General features: G+C 69.6%; 17 protein-coding genes. 11 read left to right on the top strand and 6 right to left on the bottom strand.

The genetic code is table 11. From position 1 onward, the window contains the following. Positions 1 to 44 precede the first annotated feature (44 nt). Together pepF and APAU_RS11295 are read right to left on the bottom strand one after the other, a co-directional pair. Positions 45 to 1,925: an oligoendopeptidase F gene (gene pepF, locus APAU_RS11300; RefSeq protein ID WP_006301889.1), complete on the bottom strand. Its 1,881-nt coding sequence runs from the start codon at positions 1,923 to 1,925 to the stop codon at positions 45 to 47. Further along, on the bottom strand, positions 1,922 to 3,949 hold the full coding sequence (locus tag APAU_RS11295) for a methyl-accepting chemotaxis protein (RefSeq protein WP_040346184.1): 2,028 nt from the start codon (positions 3,947 to 3,949) through the stop codon (positions 1,922 to 1,924). Before APAU_RS11295 ends, pepF begins: the two co-directional genes overlap by 4 nt. A gap of 229 nt (positions 3,950 to 4,178) precedes the next feature. On the opposite strand from APAU_RS11295, the gene APAU_RS11290 reads away from it, so the two are divergent. Then, on the top strand, positions 4,179 to 4,721 hold the full coding sequence (locus APAU_RS11290) for an AraC family transcriptional regulator (RefSeq protein WP_198004011.1): 543 nt from the start codon (positions 4,179 to 4,181) through the stop codon (positions 4,719 to 4,721). Positions 4,722 to 4,966: 245 nt separating this feature from the next. On the opposite strand, the gene APAU_RS11285 is transcribed toward APAU_RS11290, so the two are convergent. Together APAU_RS11285 and APAU_RS11280 are read right to left on the bottom strand one after the other, a co-directional pair. After that, entirely contained in the window at positions 4,967 to 5,320 is a 354-nt protein-coding gene (locus APAU_RS11285) for a cupin domain-containing protein (RefSeq protein ID WP_006301886.1), read from the bottom strand. Positions 5,321 to 5,618: 298 nt separating this feature from the next. Next, positions 5,619 to 6,770 (bottom strand): MFS transporter, encoded by a 1,152-nt coding sequence (locus APAU_RS11280; protein WP_006301885.1) that lies wholly within the window; start codon positions 6,768 to 6,770, stop codon positions 5,619 to 5,621. A gap of 300 nt (positions 6,771 to 7,070) precedes the next feature. Here APAU_RS11280 and APAU_RS11270 point away from each other — a divergent pair, with 300 nt between their 5' ends. After that, positions 7,071 to 8,096 (top strand): NAD(P)H-dependent amine dehydrogenase family protein, encoded by a 1,026-nt coding sequence (locus tag APAU_RS11270; protein ID WP_006301884.1) that lies wholly within the window; start codon positions 7,071 to 7,073, stop codon positions 8,094 to 8,096. Between the two features lie 67 nt (positions 8,097 to 8,163). Here the strand turns inward: APAU_RS11270 and APAU_RS12725 are convergent, their stop codons facing one another. After that, positions 8,164 to 9,057, bottom strand: coding sequence for a 4Fe-4S double cluster binding domain-containing protein (locus APAU_RS12725; RefSeq protein ID WP_006301883.1), 894 nt, complete (start codon positions 9,055 to 9,057; stop codon positions 8,164 to 8,166). 101 nt (positions 9,058 to 9,158) lie between these two features. Here APAU_RS12725 and APAU_RS14335 point away from each other — a divergent pair, with 101 nt between their 5' ends. From APAU_RS14335 to APAU_RS11220, 8 genes are all read left to right on the top strand, one after another. Continuing rightward, a complete protein-coding gene (locus APAU_RS14335; RefSeq protein ID WP_006301882.1) occupies positions 9,159 to 9,809 on the top strand; it encodes a CGNR zinc finger domain-containing protein in 651 nt (216 codons plus the stop codon). Positions 9,810 to 9,812: 3 nt separating this feature from the next. Next, positions 9,813 to 10,877 (top strand): M15 family metallopeptidase, encoded by a 1,065-nt coding sequence (locus APAU_RS13390; protein WP_006301881.1) that lies wholly within the window; start codon positions 9,813 to 9,815, stop codon positions 10,875 to 10,877. 105 nt (positions 10,878 to 10,982) lie between these two features. Then, a complete protein-coding gene (locus APAU_RS11250) occupies positions 10,983 to 11,528 on the top strand; it encodes a transcription repressor NadR (RefSeq protein ID WP_006301880.1) in 546 nt (181 codons plus the stop codon). Next, positions 11,525 to 11,716, top strand: a complete 192-nt coding sequence (locus tag APAU_RS11245) for a hypothetical protein (RefSeq protein ID WP_006301879.1) — start codon at positions 11,525 to 11,527, stop codon at positions 11,714 to 11,716. The genes APAU_RS11250 and APAU_RS11245 overlap by 4 nt, the downstream gene beginning before the upstream one ends. Continuing rightward, positions 11,707 to 13,158 (top strand): sodium:solute symporter family protein, encoded by a 1,452-nt coding sequence (locus tag APAU_RS11240; protein WP_232207737.1) that lies wholly within the window; start codon positions 11,707 to 11,709, stop codon positions 13,156 to 13,158. The genes APAU_RS11245 and APAU_RS11240 overlap by 10 nt, the downstream gene beginning before the upstream one ends. Positions 13,159 to 13,198: 40 nt before the next feature. Then, complete coding sequence (locus tag APAU_RS11235; protein ID WP_006301877.1) at positions 13,199 to 13,531, top strand: DHCW motif cupin fold protein; 333 nt, start codon at positions 13,199 to 13,201, stop codon at positions 13,529 to 13,531. 790 nt (positions 13,532 to 14,321) lie between these two features. Next, entirely contained in the window at positions 14,322 to 15,188 is an 867-nt protein-coding gene (locus APAU_RS11225; RefSeq protein WP_156789493.1) for a Synerg-CTERM sorting domain-containing protein, read from the top strand. A 312-nt stretch (positions 15,189 to 15,500) separates the two neighbouring features. Further along, positions 15,501 to 16,409, top strand: a complete 909-nt coding sequence (locus APAU_RS11220; protein ID WP_006301875.1) for a hypothetical protein — start codon at positions 15,501 to 15,503, stop codon at positions 16,407 to 16,409. Here the strand turns inward: APAU_RS11220 and nfi are convergent. After that, the gene (nfi, locus tag APAU_RS11215) at positions 16,406 to 17,083 is read right to left on the bottom strand and encodes a deoxyribonuclease V (protein ID WP_006301874.1); all 678 of its coding nucleotides are present in this window, start codon (positions 17,081 to 17,083) and stop codon (positions 16,406 to 16,408) included. The two genes, APAU_RS11220 and nfi, sit on opposite strands and share 4 nt — an antisense overlap. Positions 17,084 to 17,157: 74 nt before the next feature. On the opposite strand from nfi, the gene APAU_RS11210 reads away from it, so the two are divergent. Then, positions 17,158 to 18,246 carry a glycoside hydrolase family 5 protein gene (locus APAU_RS11210; protein ID WP_198004010.1) on the top strand — a complete coding sequence of 363 codons (1,089 nt, stop codon included), beginning with the start codon at positions 17,158 to 17,160 and terminating at the stop codon, positions 18,244 to 18,246. Positions 18,247 to 18,259: the final 13 nt, after the last annotated feature.

Genomic DNA, 18,259 nt, shown 5'->3' with positions numbered 1-18,259 from the left:
GCTGTGGCGGGGCCCCTCTTGCGGGGCTTGGGAAAGGAGGTGGGTTACTTCTGGTTTGCCAGCTCCTCGAAGGCATCCAGGGTCTCCTCGAAGACCCGGAGGGTGTCCAGCAGGGGCTGGGGGGTGGCCATGTCCACCCCCGCGTCCCGCAGCAGGTCGATGGGGTGGGCGGATCCCCCCCGGGTCAGCATGTGGAGGTAGCGCTTCCGGGCGGGCTCCCCTCCCTTCTGGATCTGCCGGGACAGGGAGGTGGCGGCGGCGTAGCCCGTGGCGTACTGGAACACGTAAAAGGGGGAGTAGAAGTGGGGGATGCGGGACCACTCCCCGTCCAGCAGGGGGTCCACCTCCAGGTCCGGGCCGTAGTAGCGTTCGTTGAGCTGGTGCCACAGCTTGCCCAGGTCCTCGGGGGTCAGGGCCTCCCCCGCCTCCACCCGGCGGTGCACCGTGCGCTCGAAGGAGGCGAAGAGGGCCTGGCGGTACACGGTGGTGCGGATTTGCTCCAGCCGCTGGTTCAGCAGGAAGAGCTTGGTGTTCTGGTCCCGGGCCTCCCGGAGAAGGTGGTCCAGCAGCAGGGCCTCGTTGGTGGTGGAGGCCACCTCCGCCACGAAGGTGGTGTACCCCGCGTCCGCGTAGGGCTGGCTCCGGTTGGAGTAGAAGGAGTGGAGGGAGTGCCCCAGCTCGTGGGCCAGGGTGAACACGTCGTGGAGGGTCCCGTTGTAGTTCATCAGGATGTAGGGATGGGTGCCGTAGCTGCCCCAGGAGTAGGCTCCGCTGCGCTTGCCCTGGTTCTCCAGCACGTCCACCCACTGGGAGGAAAGCCCCGCCTTCAGGTCTCCCAGGTAGTCCGGCCCCAGGGGGGTCAGTCCCGCCGTCACCTGTTCCACCGCCCGCTCCCAGGGGATTTCCCGGTCCGGGTCCGCCACCAGGGGGACGTAGAGGTCCCAGGGGGCCAGCTTCGCCAGCCCCAGGATGCGCCGCCGCAGGGCCATGTAGCGGTGCAGAGGGGCCAGGTTCTTCTCGATGGTGTCCACCACGTTGTGGTAGACCGACTCGGGGATCGCGTCCCCATCCAGGGCCGCCGCCAGGGAGGAGGGGTACTTCCGGGCCCGGGCGACGAAGGCGCTTCCCTTGACGGCCCCGCTGAAGGTGGCCCCCAGGGTGTTGCGGAGCTTCCCGTAGGTCTCGAAGAGGCCCCGGAAGGCCGCCTCCCGGACCTTCCGGTCGGGGCTGCGCAGGAACTTGGCGTAGCGCTCCTCCGAGAGTTCCACGGTCTTGCCCTTCTCGTCGGTGATCTGGGGGAACTTCAGGTCCGCGTTGGTGAGCATGGAGAAGGCGCCTTCCGGTGCCTGGAGCACCTCCCCCATCCCTGCCAGGAGGGCCTCCTCGGGCTGGGAGAGCACGTGGGCCTTCTGGCGGAGCAGCTCCGACAGGGTGAAGCGGTAGGGGGCCAGGCCGGGCTCCCGGGTCTGGAAGTCCTGCAGGGTCTTTTCCGGCACCGAGAGGATCTCCGGGACGACGAAGCTCCCCGCCTCGGAGACCTGCACGGAGAGGGTCGAGGCCCGGTCCGCCAGGGCCTGGTAGACCGGGTTCGCCGTGTCCTCGTGGCTGCGCATGGTGGCGTACACCACCAGTTTTCCCACGCGGATCCCCAGGTCGTCCCGGGCGACGAGGCAGGCCAGCAGGTCCCGGGGGGATCGCCCCAGGGTTCCCCGGAAGGACTGCATCCGGGGCAGGGCCTCCTTGGCGGCGGCGTAGTCCGCCTCCCAGGCCTCGTCGGTGGGGTAGATGTCCTCCAGCTTCCAACGGAGGGGTTCGGGGATCTCGCTGCGCTTGGGCACGCTCCCGGAGGCCAGGGCTGGTTGGGAGGCAGCGGCCATCCAGAGGGACAGGGCCGCCAGGGTCAGGGTCTTCACCAGAGATCTCATCCTTTCAGGGCGCGGGCCGGCCCGTCGCCTTCGATCCGGAATCGGGCCAGGTGCTGGGCCACCCCGCCGGAGATGTGCTCCATGTCCTGGGAGAAGGCCCCCAGGCGTTCCGCCAGATCCGTCATGGAGCGGATCTCTCCGGCGATGCGGTCCGCGCCCTGGCGGGTGTGGTCCGCCCCCTGGGCGATCCGGTCCATGGAGGCCGCCATCTCCTGGGAGGAGGCGGACTGTTCCTGCGCCGTGGCGGCCACGCTCTGGATCTGGTCCACGATGCGGGACACCGCCCCCAGCATGTCGTCGATCTGGTCCTGCATGGACCGGGTCTGTTCCTCCGCCGTGGCCGCCAGGGAGACCCCCTGGGAGGCGGAGCGCACCGCCGACTCGGTGCCCTGGGCGATGGCCCCCGCCAGGTCCCCGATCTGCTTGGCCGCGGTGTTGCTCTCCTCCGCCAGCTTGCGGACCTCCTCCGCCACCACGGCGAAGCCCCGTCCCGCCTCCCCCGCCCGGGCCGCCTCGATGGCGGCGTTCAGGGCCAGCAGGTTGGTCTGGTCCGCGATGCCCCCGATGGTGGCCACGATGCTGCCGATCTGCCCCGCCTGTTCCTTCAGGTGTCCCACCGCGTCGGCCACCTGGCGGAAGGATCCCGCCATCTCCCCCACCCGGGCGGTGTTGGACCGCACCACCCCCTGGGCTCCTTCGGCGGTGGAGCGAAGGGTCTCCGCCTGCCCCGAGGCCTCGGCGGCGGCCTTGGCGGCTCCCTGGGCGGAGGAGGCCACTTCCTCGATGCCCGCGTTCCCCGTCTCGATGGCCTGGGCGTTCTCGTCCGCCGCCTGCCGGAGCCCCTCGGTCTGCTCCCGCACCGTGTCCACGATGTCCCGGGAGGTCCGGGCGACCTCCTCCATGCCCCGGGACTGATCCCCCATGCGGTCGCTCTGGGATTTCAGCTCCCGGAAGAAGCCCCTCTGGGTCTCGATGACCTCGTCCAGGGCCCGCCCCACCCGGGCCAGCTCATCCCGGGAGGCGAGGCCCGCCTGGACGGTGAGGTCCCCCGCCTTGACCCGCTCCGTGGTTTCCAGGAGCCGGTTCAGGGGGCCGAGGATGGAGCGGGACACGGAGAAGAGGAGCCCCCCCGAGACAGCCAGAGCCAGCAGGCCCACCAGGAGCTGCCGCATCCCCAGGGCCTTCACGGGGGCGGTCAGGTCCGCCTCCGGCACCGTAAGCCCCAAGCTCCAGCCGTTGGAAAGGGGACGGAAGAACAGGTCCCGTCGCTGCCCGTCGAAGGTGTAGGTCGCCGACCCGGTCTTGCCCTGGATCATGGCCTGCCCCGCCGCCGCCAGCTCCGGGGGGATGCGTGTCCCCGCTTTGGCCACGTTCTCCTTCAGGATGAGCTTCTTGTCCGGGTGGGAGAGGATCGTCCCGTCGGGGCCCACCAGGAAGCCGAAGCCCTTCCCCTGGATGCGCCGCTCCGAGACGAACTTGGCCAGCTCCGCCAGGGTGGCGTCGTTGGCCAGGATGCCCAGGGATGCCCCGTCGGGTCCCGCCAGGGGGCGGGCGATGGTGACCACCAGATCCCCCCGCTGGGCGTCCACGTAGGGGTCCGTGAACACCAGCTTGCCCGCGGCGCTGGCGGCCTTGTACCAGGGGCGTTCCGTGGGGACGTAGTCCGCCGGGGGGACCCAGCCGGAGCCGTCCAGGTAGGTCCCCTGGACCACCCCGTAGAACCCCGTGAGGCTCAAGTTCTCCGTCTTCTTGGTCCATTGGGTCAGGACGTCCAGGATCTGCTGCTGCGACGCCCCCGAAGCGGCCATCTGCTCCACCGCCGTGGCCACGTCCTCCAGCAGGTTGGCCCGTTTCTGGAGGTACAGCTCCACGTTGGCCGCCGCGGCCTCGGAGGCGAAGCTCCCCGTCTCCTCCATCTGGCGGGTGGCCAGGGATCGGCTGTTCACGTAGGCCAGCCCCCCCATGACGAGAACCGCTCCCAGAATCCCCAGGGCAAGAAAGGTCAGACGTCCGCGGATGGTCAAGTCCATTCCACTCCTTCCGAAGATTGGTTGTAGAGGGCTTTTTGAGACGCGGCCCCAATTGTACCCTTTTTGGGGGGTTGTCGCATTACACTCCGGGAGGAACGGGATTCCGGGGATGTCTTGGAGGGGGAGGAGCATGGGGCGACCGCCGGGTACGAGGGTTCGCCTTCGACGGGACGGAAGAGACCCGGAGGAGGAACGGTTCCGGGTGGAAGGTGTCCGAGGGGAGGTGGGACTTCACCTCCATCGCGGGGGGTGCTTGGTGCTCTCCCGTCTCGGGACCTGGAGCTTCCGCTTCGGAGGGCAGGAGATCCTGCTGGGACCGGAGGATCTCCTGGCGATCCCTCCGGGGACGACGCACCGATGCGGGCGAGGCGAGGGGATGCTGGAGGGGATGCGTCTTGCCCCGGGGCGTTGGGGCCTTTGGGCGGAAGGATTCCCTCCCCGTCTGAGTCGGCGTCCCTGGGTCCGTCTCGGGTGGGGAGACGCCCTTCCCCGCACGCCGGAAGAGCTGGCCCGAGCTGCGGAGGGCGCGATCCCCTTGGCCGGATGCCTTCGTGGTTCGGGAGTTTCGTCCTTCCGGGGGAAACGGCTTCGGCGCCTCTGGCGCGCCGGAGCGCTTCTCCTGGAGGGCGCCTCCGGGGCGGAGGTCGCCGCGCTCTGCGGCTATGCGGATCAGTCCCACCTGATCCGGGAGTTTCGCCGCCTCTGGGGACTCACGCCGGAGCAGTATCGGGGGCGGGCAGTTCCCCCAACGGGGGCAGGGGCTTGAGGAACGATGGGGCGAGGCGGAAGGTGGTGGCCCCCTGGCAGGGGATCAGGAGCACGTCCCCGGCAGGAGATCCTCACCGAAGGAGGAGACCCCGAAGACGTCCTGGGGATGCAGCGGGAGCCCCGGAGGCGGCAGGGACGCTCCGTCCGGGAGGGGCGGGTGAGGTTGGGCACCGGGGAACCCCGGTCAGGGACCGAGGCGAGAGAGCCCTTCCGGGAGGTCGCCTCGGTCCTCGTCCCGCAGTTTCAGGCCGACGCGTCCTGGGGTGCGAAGACCGCCAGGAGGAGAAGCCCCTCGGGGCCCGCCGCCACCCGATGGGACACCCGGGGGGGAATCCGGGTTCCCGCCCCGGGCTCGTAGGGGAAGGTGCCCTCCTCCGTCTCCAGGCACCCTCGACCCTCAAGCACCTGGTGGATCTCCCACTCCCTCTCGTGCCTGTGGGTCCCGATTTCCCGGTCCGGTTCCACCCGCACCGTCAGAACCCGCACCGCCCCGTCCGCCCGTTCCTTCAGGGTCACTCCGGGAAAGCGAGGATGGGGGTCCCCCTCCCGACGCTCCGTCTCCGCCCGGGTCCACGCCCGAACCGTCCTTTCCTCCATGTGGATCCCCTCCTTGTCCTGGGACGCCCGAGGCGTCCGACCTCAGGTTAGGCCGAAACCGGGAGGGCGTATTGGACGAAACGGGGGATTTGGGGAGGGGCCCTCTTCGAGAGAACGGGACAAAAAGATACCTGGTTGTGAATCCATTCGGATTCTCGGATCCTACGGAAGGCTGAAAGCCCGTTGTGCATGGGGGGTATCGCTCCAGGGATGCAAGGAGGGACGGCTCGTCCTTCCCTTCCTGTGCGGCGGTCCGACTCCTCCGGGGGGGAGGCCGTCGACGGGATCCCCCCTTCGCTCATGGGGCGGGGTCCCCGCGTTTCAGGAGACGGTGCAGGGGCAGGAGGGACCCGCAGAGGAGGACCCCCAGAAGCCGCAGGGCCCCGTCGTAGTCCAGGAGAGAGGCGCCTCGGGCGATGAGGATGGGGGCCACGAAGAAGCAGGCGGAGTAGAAGAGCCAGAAGAGGGCGGACACCCGGGGGCGGAGCTTCGGCTCCGCCACGTCCCCGATGAGGGCCATGAGGGCGGGAAAGCCGAAGCCCATGCCCAGGCCGAACACCGCCCCGGCGGCGAGGAAGAGCCGGGGCCCCTCCGCGAAGGTCCCCAGCACCAGCCCTCCCGCGGAGAGCCCCGTAGCCAGCACCACCAGCCGACGGCGGGGGAACCGGTCGATGAAGCCCAGGGCGAGGAGCCGCGTCCCCAGGGCCACCAGGGACTGGGAGAGGAAGAACCACGAGGCCACCAGATCCTTGGAGAGGGCCAGGGCGGAGATCTGCATGGTGGCCGCGTCGGTCAGGGCGAAGACCACCACCGCCAGAAAGAGGGTCCGGAAGGCGGGGACCTTCAGGATGTCCCGGAAGGGGGTCCCGGGGGCGGCGTCCCGCGCCCGGGGAGGCTCCCCCGGGGGGAGGCGCCAGGCCAGGAAGAGGGCCCCTCCGGCGAAGAGGGGGGGAAAGAGGAGGAACAGCCCCGTGTGCCCTCCCCGGAGCAGGCCCTCCAGGGCGGGAAGCACCAGCAGGGTGGGGACGGTATAGCCCACGGCGGTGAGGGAGAGGGTGCGGCCCAGCGCCTCCGGGGGCACCGCGGCGATCTGGTAGGTGGTGGAGGAGACGATGGTGAGGCTGTAGCCCATCCCCAAGAGGGCTCTCCCCGCCAGCAGGGCAGGAAGAAAACGGGCCCCCAGGGCCACCGTCGCCGCCCCTCCCAGGACCAGTCCGTAGCCCAGGCAGAGGGTGCGCCGGGATCCCACCCGCTCCACCAGCTGCCCCGCCAGGGGGCGCAGGCAGGCGGAAAACCCGTAGCAGATCCCCAGGATCCATCCCAGGGCCTCCATGTGGGGGGAGCCGGTGGCGCGCAGATAGGGGGCGAAGAGATAGAACGCCATCTCCACCGAGGCCCCGGCGGTGGTGAGGCAGAAGAGGTGCAGGAGGAGGCGCCAGGGGGCGGGCATAGGGCTCCTTTCTCCCCGGGGGAGCCGGGGTTGCCGCAGAGGGTGCGATCCACCGCCGTACCTTACCAGAAGAGGGGCCTTCGGGGGATGGAGCAGGGGGCTTCCCTGAGGTTGCGTGCCCCCTCGGATCGGAACCGGCCGTTCCTTTCGTGGCTGCGGTAGTCTTGCGACTTGCCGCAGGGGGTTCCCTTGCGGTCCCCTCGTTCCTGGGGTAAGCTTTCCGGAAGGGTGAAACGTGAACCCATGAACAAAATGGGTCCGATCCCGCCGCCCTCGCGGCGCAAAGGAGGCACGAAGGTCATGGAGAAGATCCGGGTGATCCAGTACGGCTGCGGCAAGATGGGCAAGGTCTTCCTGCGGTACCTGCACGAGAAGGGCGCGGAGATCGTGGGGGCCATCGACGGCAACCCCGAGCTGGAGGGCAAGGACGCCGGTGAGGTGGCGGGGCTGGGCTTCAAGCTGAACGTGCCGGTGCACACCGACGCGGACTCGGTGTTCGAGTCCTGCGACGCCGACGCCTGCATCATCGCCGTGGCCAGCCTCATGGAGGACATGCTCCCCCACCTGGAGCGGGCGGCCCGCTACGGGGTGAACGCCATCACCACCTGCGAGGAGGCCTTCTACCCTTGGACCACCTCCCCCGCCATCACCAACCGGCTGGACCGGCTGGCCAAGGAGACGGGGTGCACTCTGGCGGGATCGGGCTACCAGGACGTGTTCTGGGGCAACCTGATCTCCGTGCTGGCGGGGGCCACCCACCGCATCGACCGCATCGAGGGGGTCACCAGCTACAACGTGGAGGACTACGGCATCGCCCTGGCGAAGGTCCACGGAGCGGGGCTGAGCAAGGAGGACTTCCGCAGGGAGATCGCGGAGAACGACTCCCTCCCCTCCTATGTGTGGAACTCCAACGAGTGGCTCTGCTCCCAGATGGGCTGGACCATCAAGGGCATGAAACAGGAGCTGGTGCCCACGTTCCACGACGTCCCCCTGAAGTCCGAGACCCTGGGGACCACCATCCCCGCAGGGCACGCCACGGGCATGTCCGCGGTGGTCACCACGGAGACCTACCAGGGGCCGGTGATCGTCACCCAGTGCATCGGCAAGGTGTACGCCCCCGGCGAGGTGGACCGGAACGACTGGGTCCTCAAGGGGGAGCCGAACACCACCGTCCAGATCGCCTGCCCCGCCACGGTGGAGCTGACCTGCGCCACCCTGGTGAACCGCCTGCCGGACCTGCTCCTGTCCCCCGCAGGCTTCTTCACCACCGAGAAGATGCCCGCCGCAGCCTACCGCACCTATCCTCTGCACCTCTACGTCCGCTGAACGTCCGCCAGGGCTTCGGGACGTCTGTTCCGGCGGGGGACCCCTTCGGTGGGTCCCCCGTCCCGTTTCAGCCCAGCAGGAGCCGCAGGTTCCGGGCCGCCGGGGCGAAGTCCTCCGCAAGCCCCAGGTCGGCCAGGCGCTCCCGCACCGGGCCGGGCAGGGCTTCGAAGCCCGAGGCTCGGAGGATCCCTTCCGTCTCCTCCTCATCGAAGTCCACCGGGGACAGGGGATGGTCCCAGATGCCTCGGTTGGCGGGGCAGAGTTCCTGGCAGCGGGTGCACCCCAGCAGGGAGTGGTGCCACCCCGGGTCCATCCAGCCGGGCAGGGGATCCGTTTCCTCGTTGTGCCGGGTGAGGCAGCGGGAGGAGTCGAAGTCGTGCCACCCCTTCCCCAGGGCCCCGGAGGGACACCTGGCCACGCAGAGGCCGCAGGAGGAGCAGCGAGGCAGAGGCTCCGCGGGGCCCCAGGTCTCCTCCTCCGGGGGCAGGGAGAGGGCGAAGGCCGCCAGGTGGCAGCAGCTTCCCATGCCCGGGACGAAAAGCACCCGGTTGCGTCCGTAGCGTCCCAGGCCGGACCGGGCGGCCAGAAGTTTCAGGGGCAGACGGACCGCCTCGAAGCGCTCCCCCGGGGGCAGGTGTTCCCGCAGGATGCGGGTCGCCTCCTCCAGGTCCTTTTGATGGGCGTACTGGGGAGGCAGGAGGGTTTCGATCCGCCGCCCCCGATGGCGGAAGCGCACCGGGGTGGGGGGCTCCGGGGAGGCCACCACCACCAGGGATCGGGCTTGGGGGAAGACCCCTGCCCGCTCCCGGAAGGGTTCTATATAGCGTTTCTGGAGGTGCGGGTCCAGGGGGCGGCGCTCCAGCCCGCGGAAGAGGTCCTCCAGCAGCTCCTCCGTCCGTTCCGCCCCCACCGTCCGTGCCCTTCTCCCCCGTGCCTCGAAGGCCCCCCTCAGGGTCGCCATGGAGAATCCCTCCCTTCCTGGTTTTTGCCGGTTAGAATGAAACGTGCCCCCACTGTAGGGGGTCTCGAATAACCTGTCAATCGTAAATAGGGGGTTATATTATGGCCGAAGCGGAGCGGGGGAGTTCCCGCCTGGTGGACCGGTTCCGGCTGGTGGGAGGAGATCCGGCCCTGGACTTCCTGAACACCCGGGACGGGCGCTGGCTTCCGGAGGCGGAGGTCCAGGAGGCCCTGGAGGAGTACGGGGACCTGCTGCGCTTCGCCCGACGGACGGGGCTGCTGGAGGAGGGAGCGATCTCCTCCCTGGAGGAGGCGGCGCGCCGGGATGCCCAAGGAGCCCGGGAGGCGCTGCGCCGGGCCCGGGAGGTCCGGGAGCGACTGGCCCGGATCCTGGGGGCGCTGGTGGCGGGGGAGGCCCCGGACCTTCGGGATCGGGAGGGGTTCCAGCGGGACCGGCTGGACCTGGAGGCCCAACGGCGCCTGGACTTCGGGCCGGAGGGGACGACCTGGGCCTGGGAGGACCCGGCGGGTCTGGACCGCCCCCTTCGGGAGGTGCTGTGTCGGATCCTGGCCCTGCTGGCCTCCCCCCTGGGGCGGTTGCGGCGCTGCGAGGCCCCGGACTGCGACTGGTTCTTCCTGGATCGTTCCCGGAACGGCACCAGGCGATGGTGTTCCATGGAGACCTGCGGGAACCGGGCAAAGGCCCGGCGGCACTACGAACGGGGGCGGAAGACCGCCGGAGGGGAGGGGTAGCGGATGGTGCGGGAAGGGTTGCGGGAAAGGACGACTCGTCTGTTCGTGGGTTTGGGGATTCTGATCTGGGTCCTGGGAGGGCTCCCCGCGCTGGGGGCTTCCCTGCCCGACGCACCCCCCGCGGCCCTGCGGGGCCTGGTGGGGTTCTACGAGGACGACGGAGGGCGGCTCCTCCTTCGGGAGCGGGACGGGGCGCTGGAGGTCCTCTACGAGCCCGGCGGGGGAAAGGAGAGGACCTTCGGGGTCCCGAAGCCCCGCAGCCTTCGTCCCCTGGGAGGGGACCGCTACGCCCTCGCCCCCGGGTTGACCGGGGCGGCGGGGGAGACCCTGACGGCGACCCGGGACGGGTCGGGACGGGGGACAGCCTGTCGGGTGGGACGCAGGACCTTCCGGCGCCACTTCTTTCCGGAGGAGCTGGGGAAGACCTTCCGCATCCTCCCCCGTCTGCCCCTGGGGGAGCTGCGCCGCCGGGCGGACCGGGCGGTCCCCCCTCGGGAGGCGGGGGACTTCCTGTCCCCGGACCTGGTGGAGCTGGTGCGTCTCGATCCCTCTCTGGTCCTGGACCTCCGTTACGCCACGTCGAACAACTTCATGGGCCTGTCCCTCTACGACCAGCCCCGGGCCTTCCTCCAGCGTCCCGCGGCGGAGGCGGTGGTGAGGGTGCAGCGCGCCCTGGTTCCCCTGGGTCTGGGGCTGGTGATCCACGACGCCTACCGGCCCTGGAGGGTGACGAAGATGTTCTGGGACGCCACGCCCCCGGGACAGAGGGATTTCGTGGCGAACCCCGCCAAGGGCTCCCGGCACAACCGGGGCTGCGCCGTGGACCTCTCCCTGGTGGATCTCGCCACCCGCAGGCCCCTGGAGATGATCAGCGGGTTCGACGAGTTCTCCTTCCGTGCCCGGCCGGACTACCCCGGGGGAACCTCCCGACAGCGAGCCCTGCGGGATCTGCTGCGGGCCCGCATGGAGGCGGAGGGGTTCACGGTGTTCCCCGACGAGTGGTGGCACTTCGACTACCGGGGCTGGCAGAGCTACCCCCTCCTGAACGTACCCTTGGGGGATCTCTAGACGATCCTGTCGTCCTCCCGGGGCTCCGGCGACGCGCCGGGGCCCCTTTGTTGTCGTGTCTGGGTTTTTGCTGTAAACTAGCAGCTATAGCAAGGAGGTGGGCCCATGGATCGCTCTGGAAGGCTGAAACTGCTGGAAACGCTTCTGCGGGAGGCGGGGGGCCCCTTGAGCGGGGCGGAGCTGGCGGAACGCCTGGGGGTGAGCCGCCAGGCGGTGGTGCAGGACGTGGCGCACCTGCGCAACCGGGGGCTGCCCGTGGCCGCCACCTCCCACGGCTACGTCCTGGAGACGTCGGGCCGGTCGGTGCGGCGGATCGTGGCGGTGCGCCACGACCAGGAGGACATCTTCGACGAACTGGTGGCGGTGGTGGAGGCGGGGGGGCGTGTGGTGGACGTGGTGGTGGACCATCCGGTGTACGGGGAGCTGCGGGGGACCATCGGCTGCTCCACCCGGGCGGAGGTGGTGCGGTTCGTCCACCTGCTCACCAGCACGGGGCAGCGGCCCCTGTCCAGCCTGGCCGACGGGTTCCACCTGCACACCCTGGAGGCCCCCGACGAGGCCACCCTGGATCGGGTGGAACGGGCGCTGAAGGAAAAGGGGTTTTTGTCCCCCGCCGTGACGGGGGAGGGGGAAAGGAGAAAGGGATCGTGACCACTCGGGAGCGGGTCTGGTGCGCCGGGGGCTTTGCGGCAGGGGCGGGGTGCTTTGTTCTGCCCTGGGGGCTGCCCGACGGAGGCGGCGTCGGGGGGGCCCTGGCGGGATGGATCGGCTTGACCGGGGGGATCATCCTCCTGGGGGCCTGGTACATGAGGGGATGGGGGGGGCGGAGGTGGAACTGACCTGGCTGCTCTCGGGGATCGCGGTGTGGTTCGCCGCGGGGTCCGCCCTGTCGGCCTACGCGAGGCGCCGCACCGGTTCCGGGGTGGTGGAGTACTTCCTGGCGGGCCGGGGCATCGGGGGTGTGGTGTCCGCCCTCACCTACAGCGCCACCACCTACAGCGCCTTCATGATGGTGGGGCTGGTGGGGCTCACCTACAAGTCCGGGGCGGCGGCCATCGGCTTCGAACTCACCTACCTGCTGGGCACGGTGGTGCTCCTCTCGGTGTTCGGGCCGCGCTTCTGGGCGGCGGGGCGGCGGTTCGACCTGGTCTCCCCGGGGGAGCTGCTGAGCCTGCGGTACGGGGACAAGCGGGTGGGGGGGGCGGCGGCGGCCCTGTGCCTGGTGATGCTGCTTCCCTACGCGGCAGTGCAGCTCATGGGCATCGGCTACCTGCTGAACACCCTCTCCGGGGGGGGGCTTCCCTTCGCCATGGGGGTGCTCCTGGCGGCGGGGATCGCCTTCGCCTACTCCTGGTGGGCGGGGATGCGCTCCGTGGCCTGGACCGACGCGCTCCAGTCGGGGATCATGCTGGTGGCCTCGGTGCTGCTGGTGCTGTTCCTGCAGACCCGCATGCTTCCCGGGGGGCTGGGGGGCGCCCTGACGGCGAGGCCGGAGCTGCTTCGGGCCACCTGGTCCTTCCCCCTCTTCCTGGGGCTGGCCCTGCCCTGGGCGTTCTTCGCCGTGACGAACCCCCAGGTGGTGCAGCGTCTCTACATCCCCAAGGACCCCGCCAGCCTTCGGCGCATGGTGCTGCTCTTCGCGGCCTTCGGCCTGGCCTACACGCTGCTGTGCGGCTACCTGGGCCTGGCGGCGGGGGTGGCCCTCCCGGGGCTGGCGAATCCCGACGGGGCCATGCCGGAGCTCCTCTCCCGGGTGCCCGGACCCCTGGCCCTGGTGGTGGCCCTGAGCATCATGGCGGCGGCGGTGTCCACCCTCAACTCCATCGTCCTGACCCTGAGCTCCCAGGTGGGGCGGGACCTGGCCCGGGCACTGAGCCCCTCCATGGGGGACGCCCGGGAGCTGGCCTGGGGCAAGGGGGCCATCCCGGTCATCACCCTGGCCTGCATCGCCTTCGCCCTGGCCCGACCGGGGCTCATCGCGGTGCTCTCCGCCATGGCTTCCGGGGGGCTCCTGGTGCAGCTTCCCGCGGTGACCGGGGCCTTTTTCTGGCGCCGGGGCACGAGGGCGGGGGCCCTGGCGAGCCTCCTGGGGGGCGCGGCGGTCGTGGGAGCCCTCTCGGCCGCAGGATGGAAACCCCTGGGACACTGGCCGGGCATCTGGGGCCTCGCTGTGGCGACGGGGCTGTACGTGGGGGTCAGCCTCCTGACCCGTCCCGATCCGGGGGCGGCGGCCTTCCACGACGGGGTGGAGGAGGACCTGAAGGTCCATTTCGGCCTGTAGGGCCTGGCGCATTTCGACGAATCCGAAGGAGGGATGGGGTGTGAAGATCCAGGACGTGCCCTTCGGGGTCACCCGATGGGAGGATGTGGAACCCACGGAGCATCGGGGCGAGGAAGGGGTGGCCCTCTGGCGCACCTTCGAGGGAGGCAACCTGCGGGTTCGGGTGGTGGAGTACAGCCCGGGGTACCGGGCGGATCACTGGTGCGCCCGGGGGCACGTGCTCTACGTCCTCTCCGGCACCCTGGTGACGGAGCTGAAGGACGGGCGGGTCTTCACCCTCACTCCCGGTATGAGCTACCAGGCGGAGGACGACCCGGAGAACCCCCATCGCTCCCGCACCGAAACCGGGGCGACCCTGTTCATCGTGGACTGAGGGCCTTCGGCGGAATCGAGGAGTCGGGGAGCTACGGAGACCGTCCCAGGGGGCGGTATCCGTGGCTCCTTCTTCTGCTATGTCGCGCTAGAGAGGCGCCGTTTCTTGACGAGGTCTGGGGAACGTGGTGAAATGAGGCGCGTAGATCCGGTGATCGGCGGATGGTGGGATGCGCGCAGGATCGGCGCGCGGAGGGCTTTTTCGAAGAGACGTCGAGAGGGGGAGAGGGAAGATGCGAACCAAGGGAAGGCGTTTCAGCGTGGTCTTGATTCTCTTCGTGGGGGCCCTGTTGGTGGCTCTGCCTGCCATCGTGGGGGCCGTGACGGTAGGGACGTGGGTTCCCACGACCATCCTGACGGCGGATAATTTTGCCATTTCTGCAGATGGTGCCCTCCTGGCAGGGCCGAACGCCGTGGCGGAACTGGAAACCGAAGCCGGGGCAGCGATTCGGACGGCCGTCAGCACGGAACTTCAAAGGCGGGCCTCCGACGCGATCTTCACCACGGTGACCTACTATCCGTACCAGGTTTCAGGGAATATCGGGGCTGCTCCGGCAACGACCACCGCGTTATCCATTTCTATTGTTGGTGTGACTCTTACGGGTGCCTATGATGGGGTAGTGGTTCGTGCTAAAGATGGCGCCAATACCTGGGTTGCCCTGAGTACCGATACGGGGACAAATAACTATGCTACCACTGGTATGGTCAACCTTGGCGATAATACGTACATCAACGTTTCGACGGATACGCCAGGAAATAGCCTCGACGCCCGCATCGCCATCTTCAAGGCAGTGGCAGCCACGCCCACTCCCACGTCCACCCCCACGGGAACGCCCACGCCGGTAGTGTCCCCCGTCCCCACGCTGGCCCCCACCCTGACCCCGGCACCCACGGTGGCGCCGAGGGCCACGGAGACCCCCCTGCCCACGGAGACTCCCGTGGCTTCCCCCACGGGGACCCTCCAGCCTACCCCCGGGACGAGCCTGATCCCCACGGTGGGCCTCATCGGGGAAACCCTCTCGGGGATCACCAACGGAGCGGTGTACAGCCTGGGGAGCGATCCCCTGGCCTCCCAGCGGGCCGCGGAGTTCCGCAACCTGATCCTGGGCACCGGCACCACCTCCGGGACCCGGGCCTCCCAGGTCCGGGCGTCCTCCTTCGGCTACCAGGCCCGGGACCTCATCCAGCGCTTCATGGGGGTTCCGGTGAACCGGTACACGGCGAACATCGCCGTGACCCCCGTGAACCTGCTCCAGGGGGACGGGTCTACCCTGTACGCGGACCTCACCTTCCGCCGTTCCGCAGCGGATGCTGCGGCTCGGTCGGAGATCTTCCTGGTCCTGCCCACCTATGAGGCCGGGGCCTCGGGAACCCGCACCATGACGGGCTTCGTCCTCCTGACCCCCCACAGCACGGCCTCCGCCACGGAGCGGACCTTCCACTTCGACGTGGTGGACAACGCCGTGCGGGATCGCAACGGGGTGACGGGGAAGGTGGAGGCGGAGTACTACGTCGTCCGGGTGGCGGCGAACCCGGGGCAGCTCGTGTCGGCGACCCCCACGGAGCGTTATCGCAGCAGCGGCTGCAGCGCCTTCGGCTACGGCCCCCTGGCCCTGCTGCTCCTGGCGCCCCTGTCCCTGCTGAAGCGGCGTCGCTAGGCTCTCGGCTCCTTCCTGAGGTTTTCGCGAACCTGCCCGCAAGGCGGGGAGGCCCTTCGGGGCTTCCCCGCCTTCTCTTAAGGCCTCTTCGGGATTTGAGGTTTCCCGTCCGGATCGGGGAGGCTTTCGCCCTTCGACCCCGGGCGTCCCCTCTCCCGGGCTATTTCTCCCGGGGCGTACTGGTCCCGGCCCGTTCAAGACCTCGGTCCGGGAGGGATCGGGCTTGGGGAAACGGGGGGGGTTTTGCGGGAAGGGTCTTTATGGCTACAATAAGAGAATAGGTATCATTTGTTCGCGAAGGGGCGACGGGCCATGACGCTAGGCGTGCAGACCTACGGTGTCCTCAAGGGGATGCTGGACGGGAAGAACGAACAGGGGCAGGCGGTGTACCTTCTTTTCTGCGCCCTGGTGGGATCCAAGGACGTGCTCTTCCTGGAGACCACCGGCTCGGTGGAGCCCCTGGATCCCTCCCTTCCCTGGAAGCGGTTTCTGGACGTCCTCCGGGATCGCAGGGAGGGGGACGTGCCCTCCTTCTTCTCCTTCGCCGCCTCCCAGATGGAGACGTTCCTGCTGGACCAGAACCTGCTGCCCCAGACGCAGAAGCACGGGAACGTGAAGACCCTGGAGCACGCCCTCACCCGTTTCCTGGGGGAGCGCCTGGCCCTCAAGGCGGTGGGGATGGTGAAGGCGGAGGACCCGTCTCCGGAGGACGTGCAGGCGGTTTTAGAGGAAAAGAAGGCCCGGGAGGAGGCCCAGTTCCGGCAGGAGGAGCAGGGGGAGGAAGGAGAGGCTCCGGCCCTGGCGGCCCCTGCGGCGCCCCACCTGGTGGTGCTCCGGTGCCAGCCCCTCATGGACCCGGTGCGGGGGGTGCCCCTGCACGATCTCAAGGTGGGGGACGAGGTGTTGGCGGCCCTGCCGGAGGACTCGTTCTTCTTCGGCCTGTTCCGCAACCAGAATCCGACCTTCGACGGGGTGGTGGCGGCGAAGGTGACGGGCATCAAGACCACTGAGACGGGAAGCGCCCAGGTGGACCTGTACCTCTCCGAGGGGATCCTGGGGGCCCTGTGCCTTTCCGGGAACGTGCGGGTGCGGGTGCCCCAGAAGGAACCCCTCCCGGAAGAAGGGAGTTCCCCCCAAAGGTTCCCCCCCTTTCTCCTGGGACTGGTGGGGCTGGGTGTGGCCCTCCTGGGGGCGGCGCTGTATCTCCTCCTGTATCGTTAGCCTGGTGTCTTGGAGAGCCGGTCCGCCAGCCGGGTCGGCTCGGGCAGGCGACAGCGCCCGCAGGCCCGCAGGGTCCACAGGAGGCTCCCGGTGAGGGAAACCCGGTGTCCCGGGCTCACGAAGAGGGGTTTGACGCCCCTCCGGCTTCGCAGCACCCAACCCAGCGCCTCTCCCCGGTCCCAGAGGGGGGAGGCGCTTCCTCGTTCCCACCCCGGTTCCTGATAGGTCCCCATCAGGCGGCTCTTGGCCACGCCGATGGAGGGCACGTCCAGGGCCGCCCCGAAGTGCGCCGCCAGCCCCAGTCTCCGGGGGTGGGCAATCCCCGCCCCGTCCACCAGCCACAGGTCCGGCACGTGCCGCAGCCTCCCTGCCGCCTCCAGCAGCGCCGGAAGCTCCCGGAAGGAGAGAAACCCGGGAATGTAGGGAAACGGAGCGGGCAGGGTGGCGGTGACCTGCTCCACCGGCGTCAGGTCCTCCGCTCGGAGGACCACCGCCGCCGCCACCAGAAAGGTCTTCCCGTCCCTTCGGGGGGCGGCGCAGTCCAGCCCCCCCAGCAGGCGGAGGGGGTCGGGAAAGCGATCCTCCCGGATCACCCGGGAGGCCAGTTCCCTCTGGAGCGCCGCCAGGGCGGACAGGTCCCGGGGCAAGGCAGGGTCGGGGAGGAGGGGGTTCATGGGATCACCTCCGGGGAGAACGATGTCTTATGCTACCCTGCTGTCAGGATCCCCGCAAGGAAGGAAGGGTGCCCGTGAGACGGCTGGCGGCGGTGTGCTGCGTCCTGTGGCTGGGGTGGGCCGGGATTGCGGGGGGGGCTCCCCGCTTTCCCATGGAAGCGGGACCGGGGGTGAACCTCTCGGGGATCTTCGCCCAGTCCCCCCGAGATCCCCGGGTCTGGGGGGAGCGGCTGGTCTCCCTGCCGACGGAACGGATCCTTCGGGCGGGGTTTCGGGTGGTGCGCCTGCCCGTGGATCCCGAGGCCCTCTGGGACGGGGAGGGACGTCTTCTGACGGATCGGGTCGCCGCGGTGACGGAGGCGGTGGAGCGTTGGGTCCGGGGAGGGCTCGTGGTGGTGGTGGACCTTCATCCCTATCCCCATATGGTCCGGGAGATCCTTCGGGGGGGCGACGCCGCGGCGCGGCACCGCCGGCTTCTCTCTTCCCTGGCGAGGCGGCTGGGGACCCTTCGGGAGGACCGGGTGGTGCTGGAACCCCTGAACGAACCCTTCGACGTTCCCGCGAAACGGTGGTCCCGGCTCCAGGAGGGGTACCTCCGGGCGGTGCGGGCCGAAGCGCCCCGTCTCTGGGTGGGGCTTTCCGGGGCCCGTTGGGGGAGCCTGGAGGGTCTGCTGGAGCTGGATCCCCCCAAGGAGGACAGGCTGGTGGCGGGGTTCCACTACTACGATCCCCACCCCTTCACCCACCAGGGGGCCGACTGGGGGCCCGGGGCCTGGAGGGAGCTGCGGGACGTTCCCTATCCCCCGAGGGGAACGCCGAAGGAGGCTCTTTCCCCGGAAGTTCGGGGGCTCCTGCGGGATTATGCCTCCCGTTCCTGGGGGGAGGGTCCGCATCGAGCCGCCCTGGATGCGGCCCGGAAGTGGAGCGACAGAACGGGCATTCCGGTCTGGTGCGCCGAGTTCGGTGCCACCGCCTCCTCCCCCCCTGCGGACCGGGCCCGGTGGCTCGGGGAGGTTCGCAGGGCCCTGGAATCCCTGGGGGTGCCCTGGTGCGTCTGGGAGGGGCGGGGGACCTTCGGCGTCCTGGATCGCCCTCGGGAAGCGGAGAGGCTTCGCCGAGCCCTGGGGGTTTCCCTTCGCGGGTTTACCGGTGGAACGCGATAGCCCTATACTGAAC

Source organism: Aminomonas paucivorans DSM 12260 (assembly GCF_000165795.1).
GTDB classification, from domain to species: Bacteria; Synergistota; Synergistia; order Synergistales; family Synergistaceae; genus Aminomonas; species Aminomonas paucivorans.
The sequence above is the reverse complement of the archived record's forward strand: the minus strand, read 5'-3'. Positions and strand labels throughout refer to the sequence as shown.

Excerpts from the sequence above, each read along its gene's own strand:
- pepF (WP_006301889.1), bottom strand. The coding sequence starts at position 1,925 with ATGAGATCTCTGGTGAAGACCCTGACCCTGGCGGCCCTGTCCCTCTGG.
- APAU_RS11285 (WP_006301886.1), bottom strand. The coding sequence starts at position 5,320 with ATGGAGGAAAGGACGGTTCGGGCGTGGACCCGGGCGGAGACGGAGCGT.
- APAU_RS11280 (WP_006301885.1), bottom strand. The coding sequence starts at position 6,770 with ATGCCCGCCCCCTGGCGCCTCCTCCTGCACCTCTTCTGCCTCACCACC.
- APAU_RS11270 (WP_006301884.1), top strand. The coding sequence starts at position 7,071 with ATGGAGAAGATCCGGGTGATCCAGTACGGCTGCGGCAAGATGGGCAAG.
- APAU_RS12725 (WP_006301883.1), bottom strand. The coding sequence starts at position 9,057 with ATGGCGACCCTGAGGGGGGCCTTCGAGGCACGGGGGAGAAGGGCACGG.
- APAU_RS14335 (WP_006301882.1), top strand. The coding sequence starts at position 9,159 with ATGGCCGAAGCGGAGCGGGGGAGTTCCCGCCTGGTGGACCGGTTCCGG.
- APAU_RS13390 (WP_006301881.1), top strand. The coding sequence starts at position 9,813 with ATGGTGCGGGAAGGGTTGCGGGAAAGGACGACTCGTCTGTTCGTGGGT.
- APAU_RS11250 (WP_006301880.1), top strand. The coding sequence starts at position 10,983 with ATGGATCGCTCTGGAAGGCTGAAACTGCTGGAAACGCTTCTGCGGGAG.
- APAU_RS11220 (WP_006301875.1), top strand. The coding sequence starts at position 15,501 with ATGACGCTAGGCGTGCAGACCTACGGTGTCCTCAAGGGGATGCTGGAC.
- nfi (WP_006301874.1), bottom strand. The coding sequence starts at position 17,083 with ATGAACCCCCTCCTCCCCGACCCTGCCTTGCCCCGGGACCTGTCCGCC.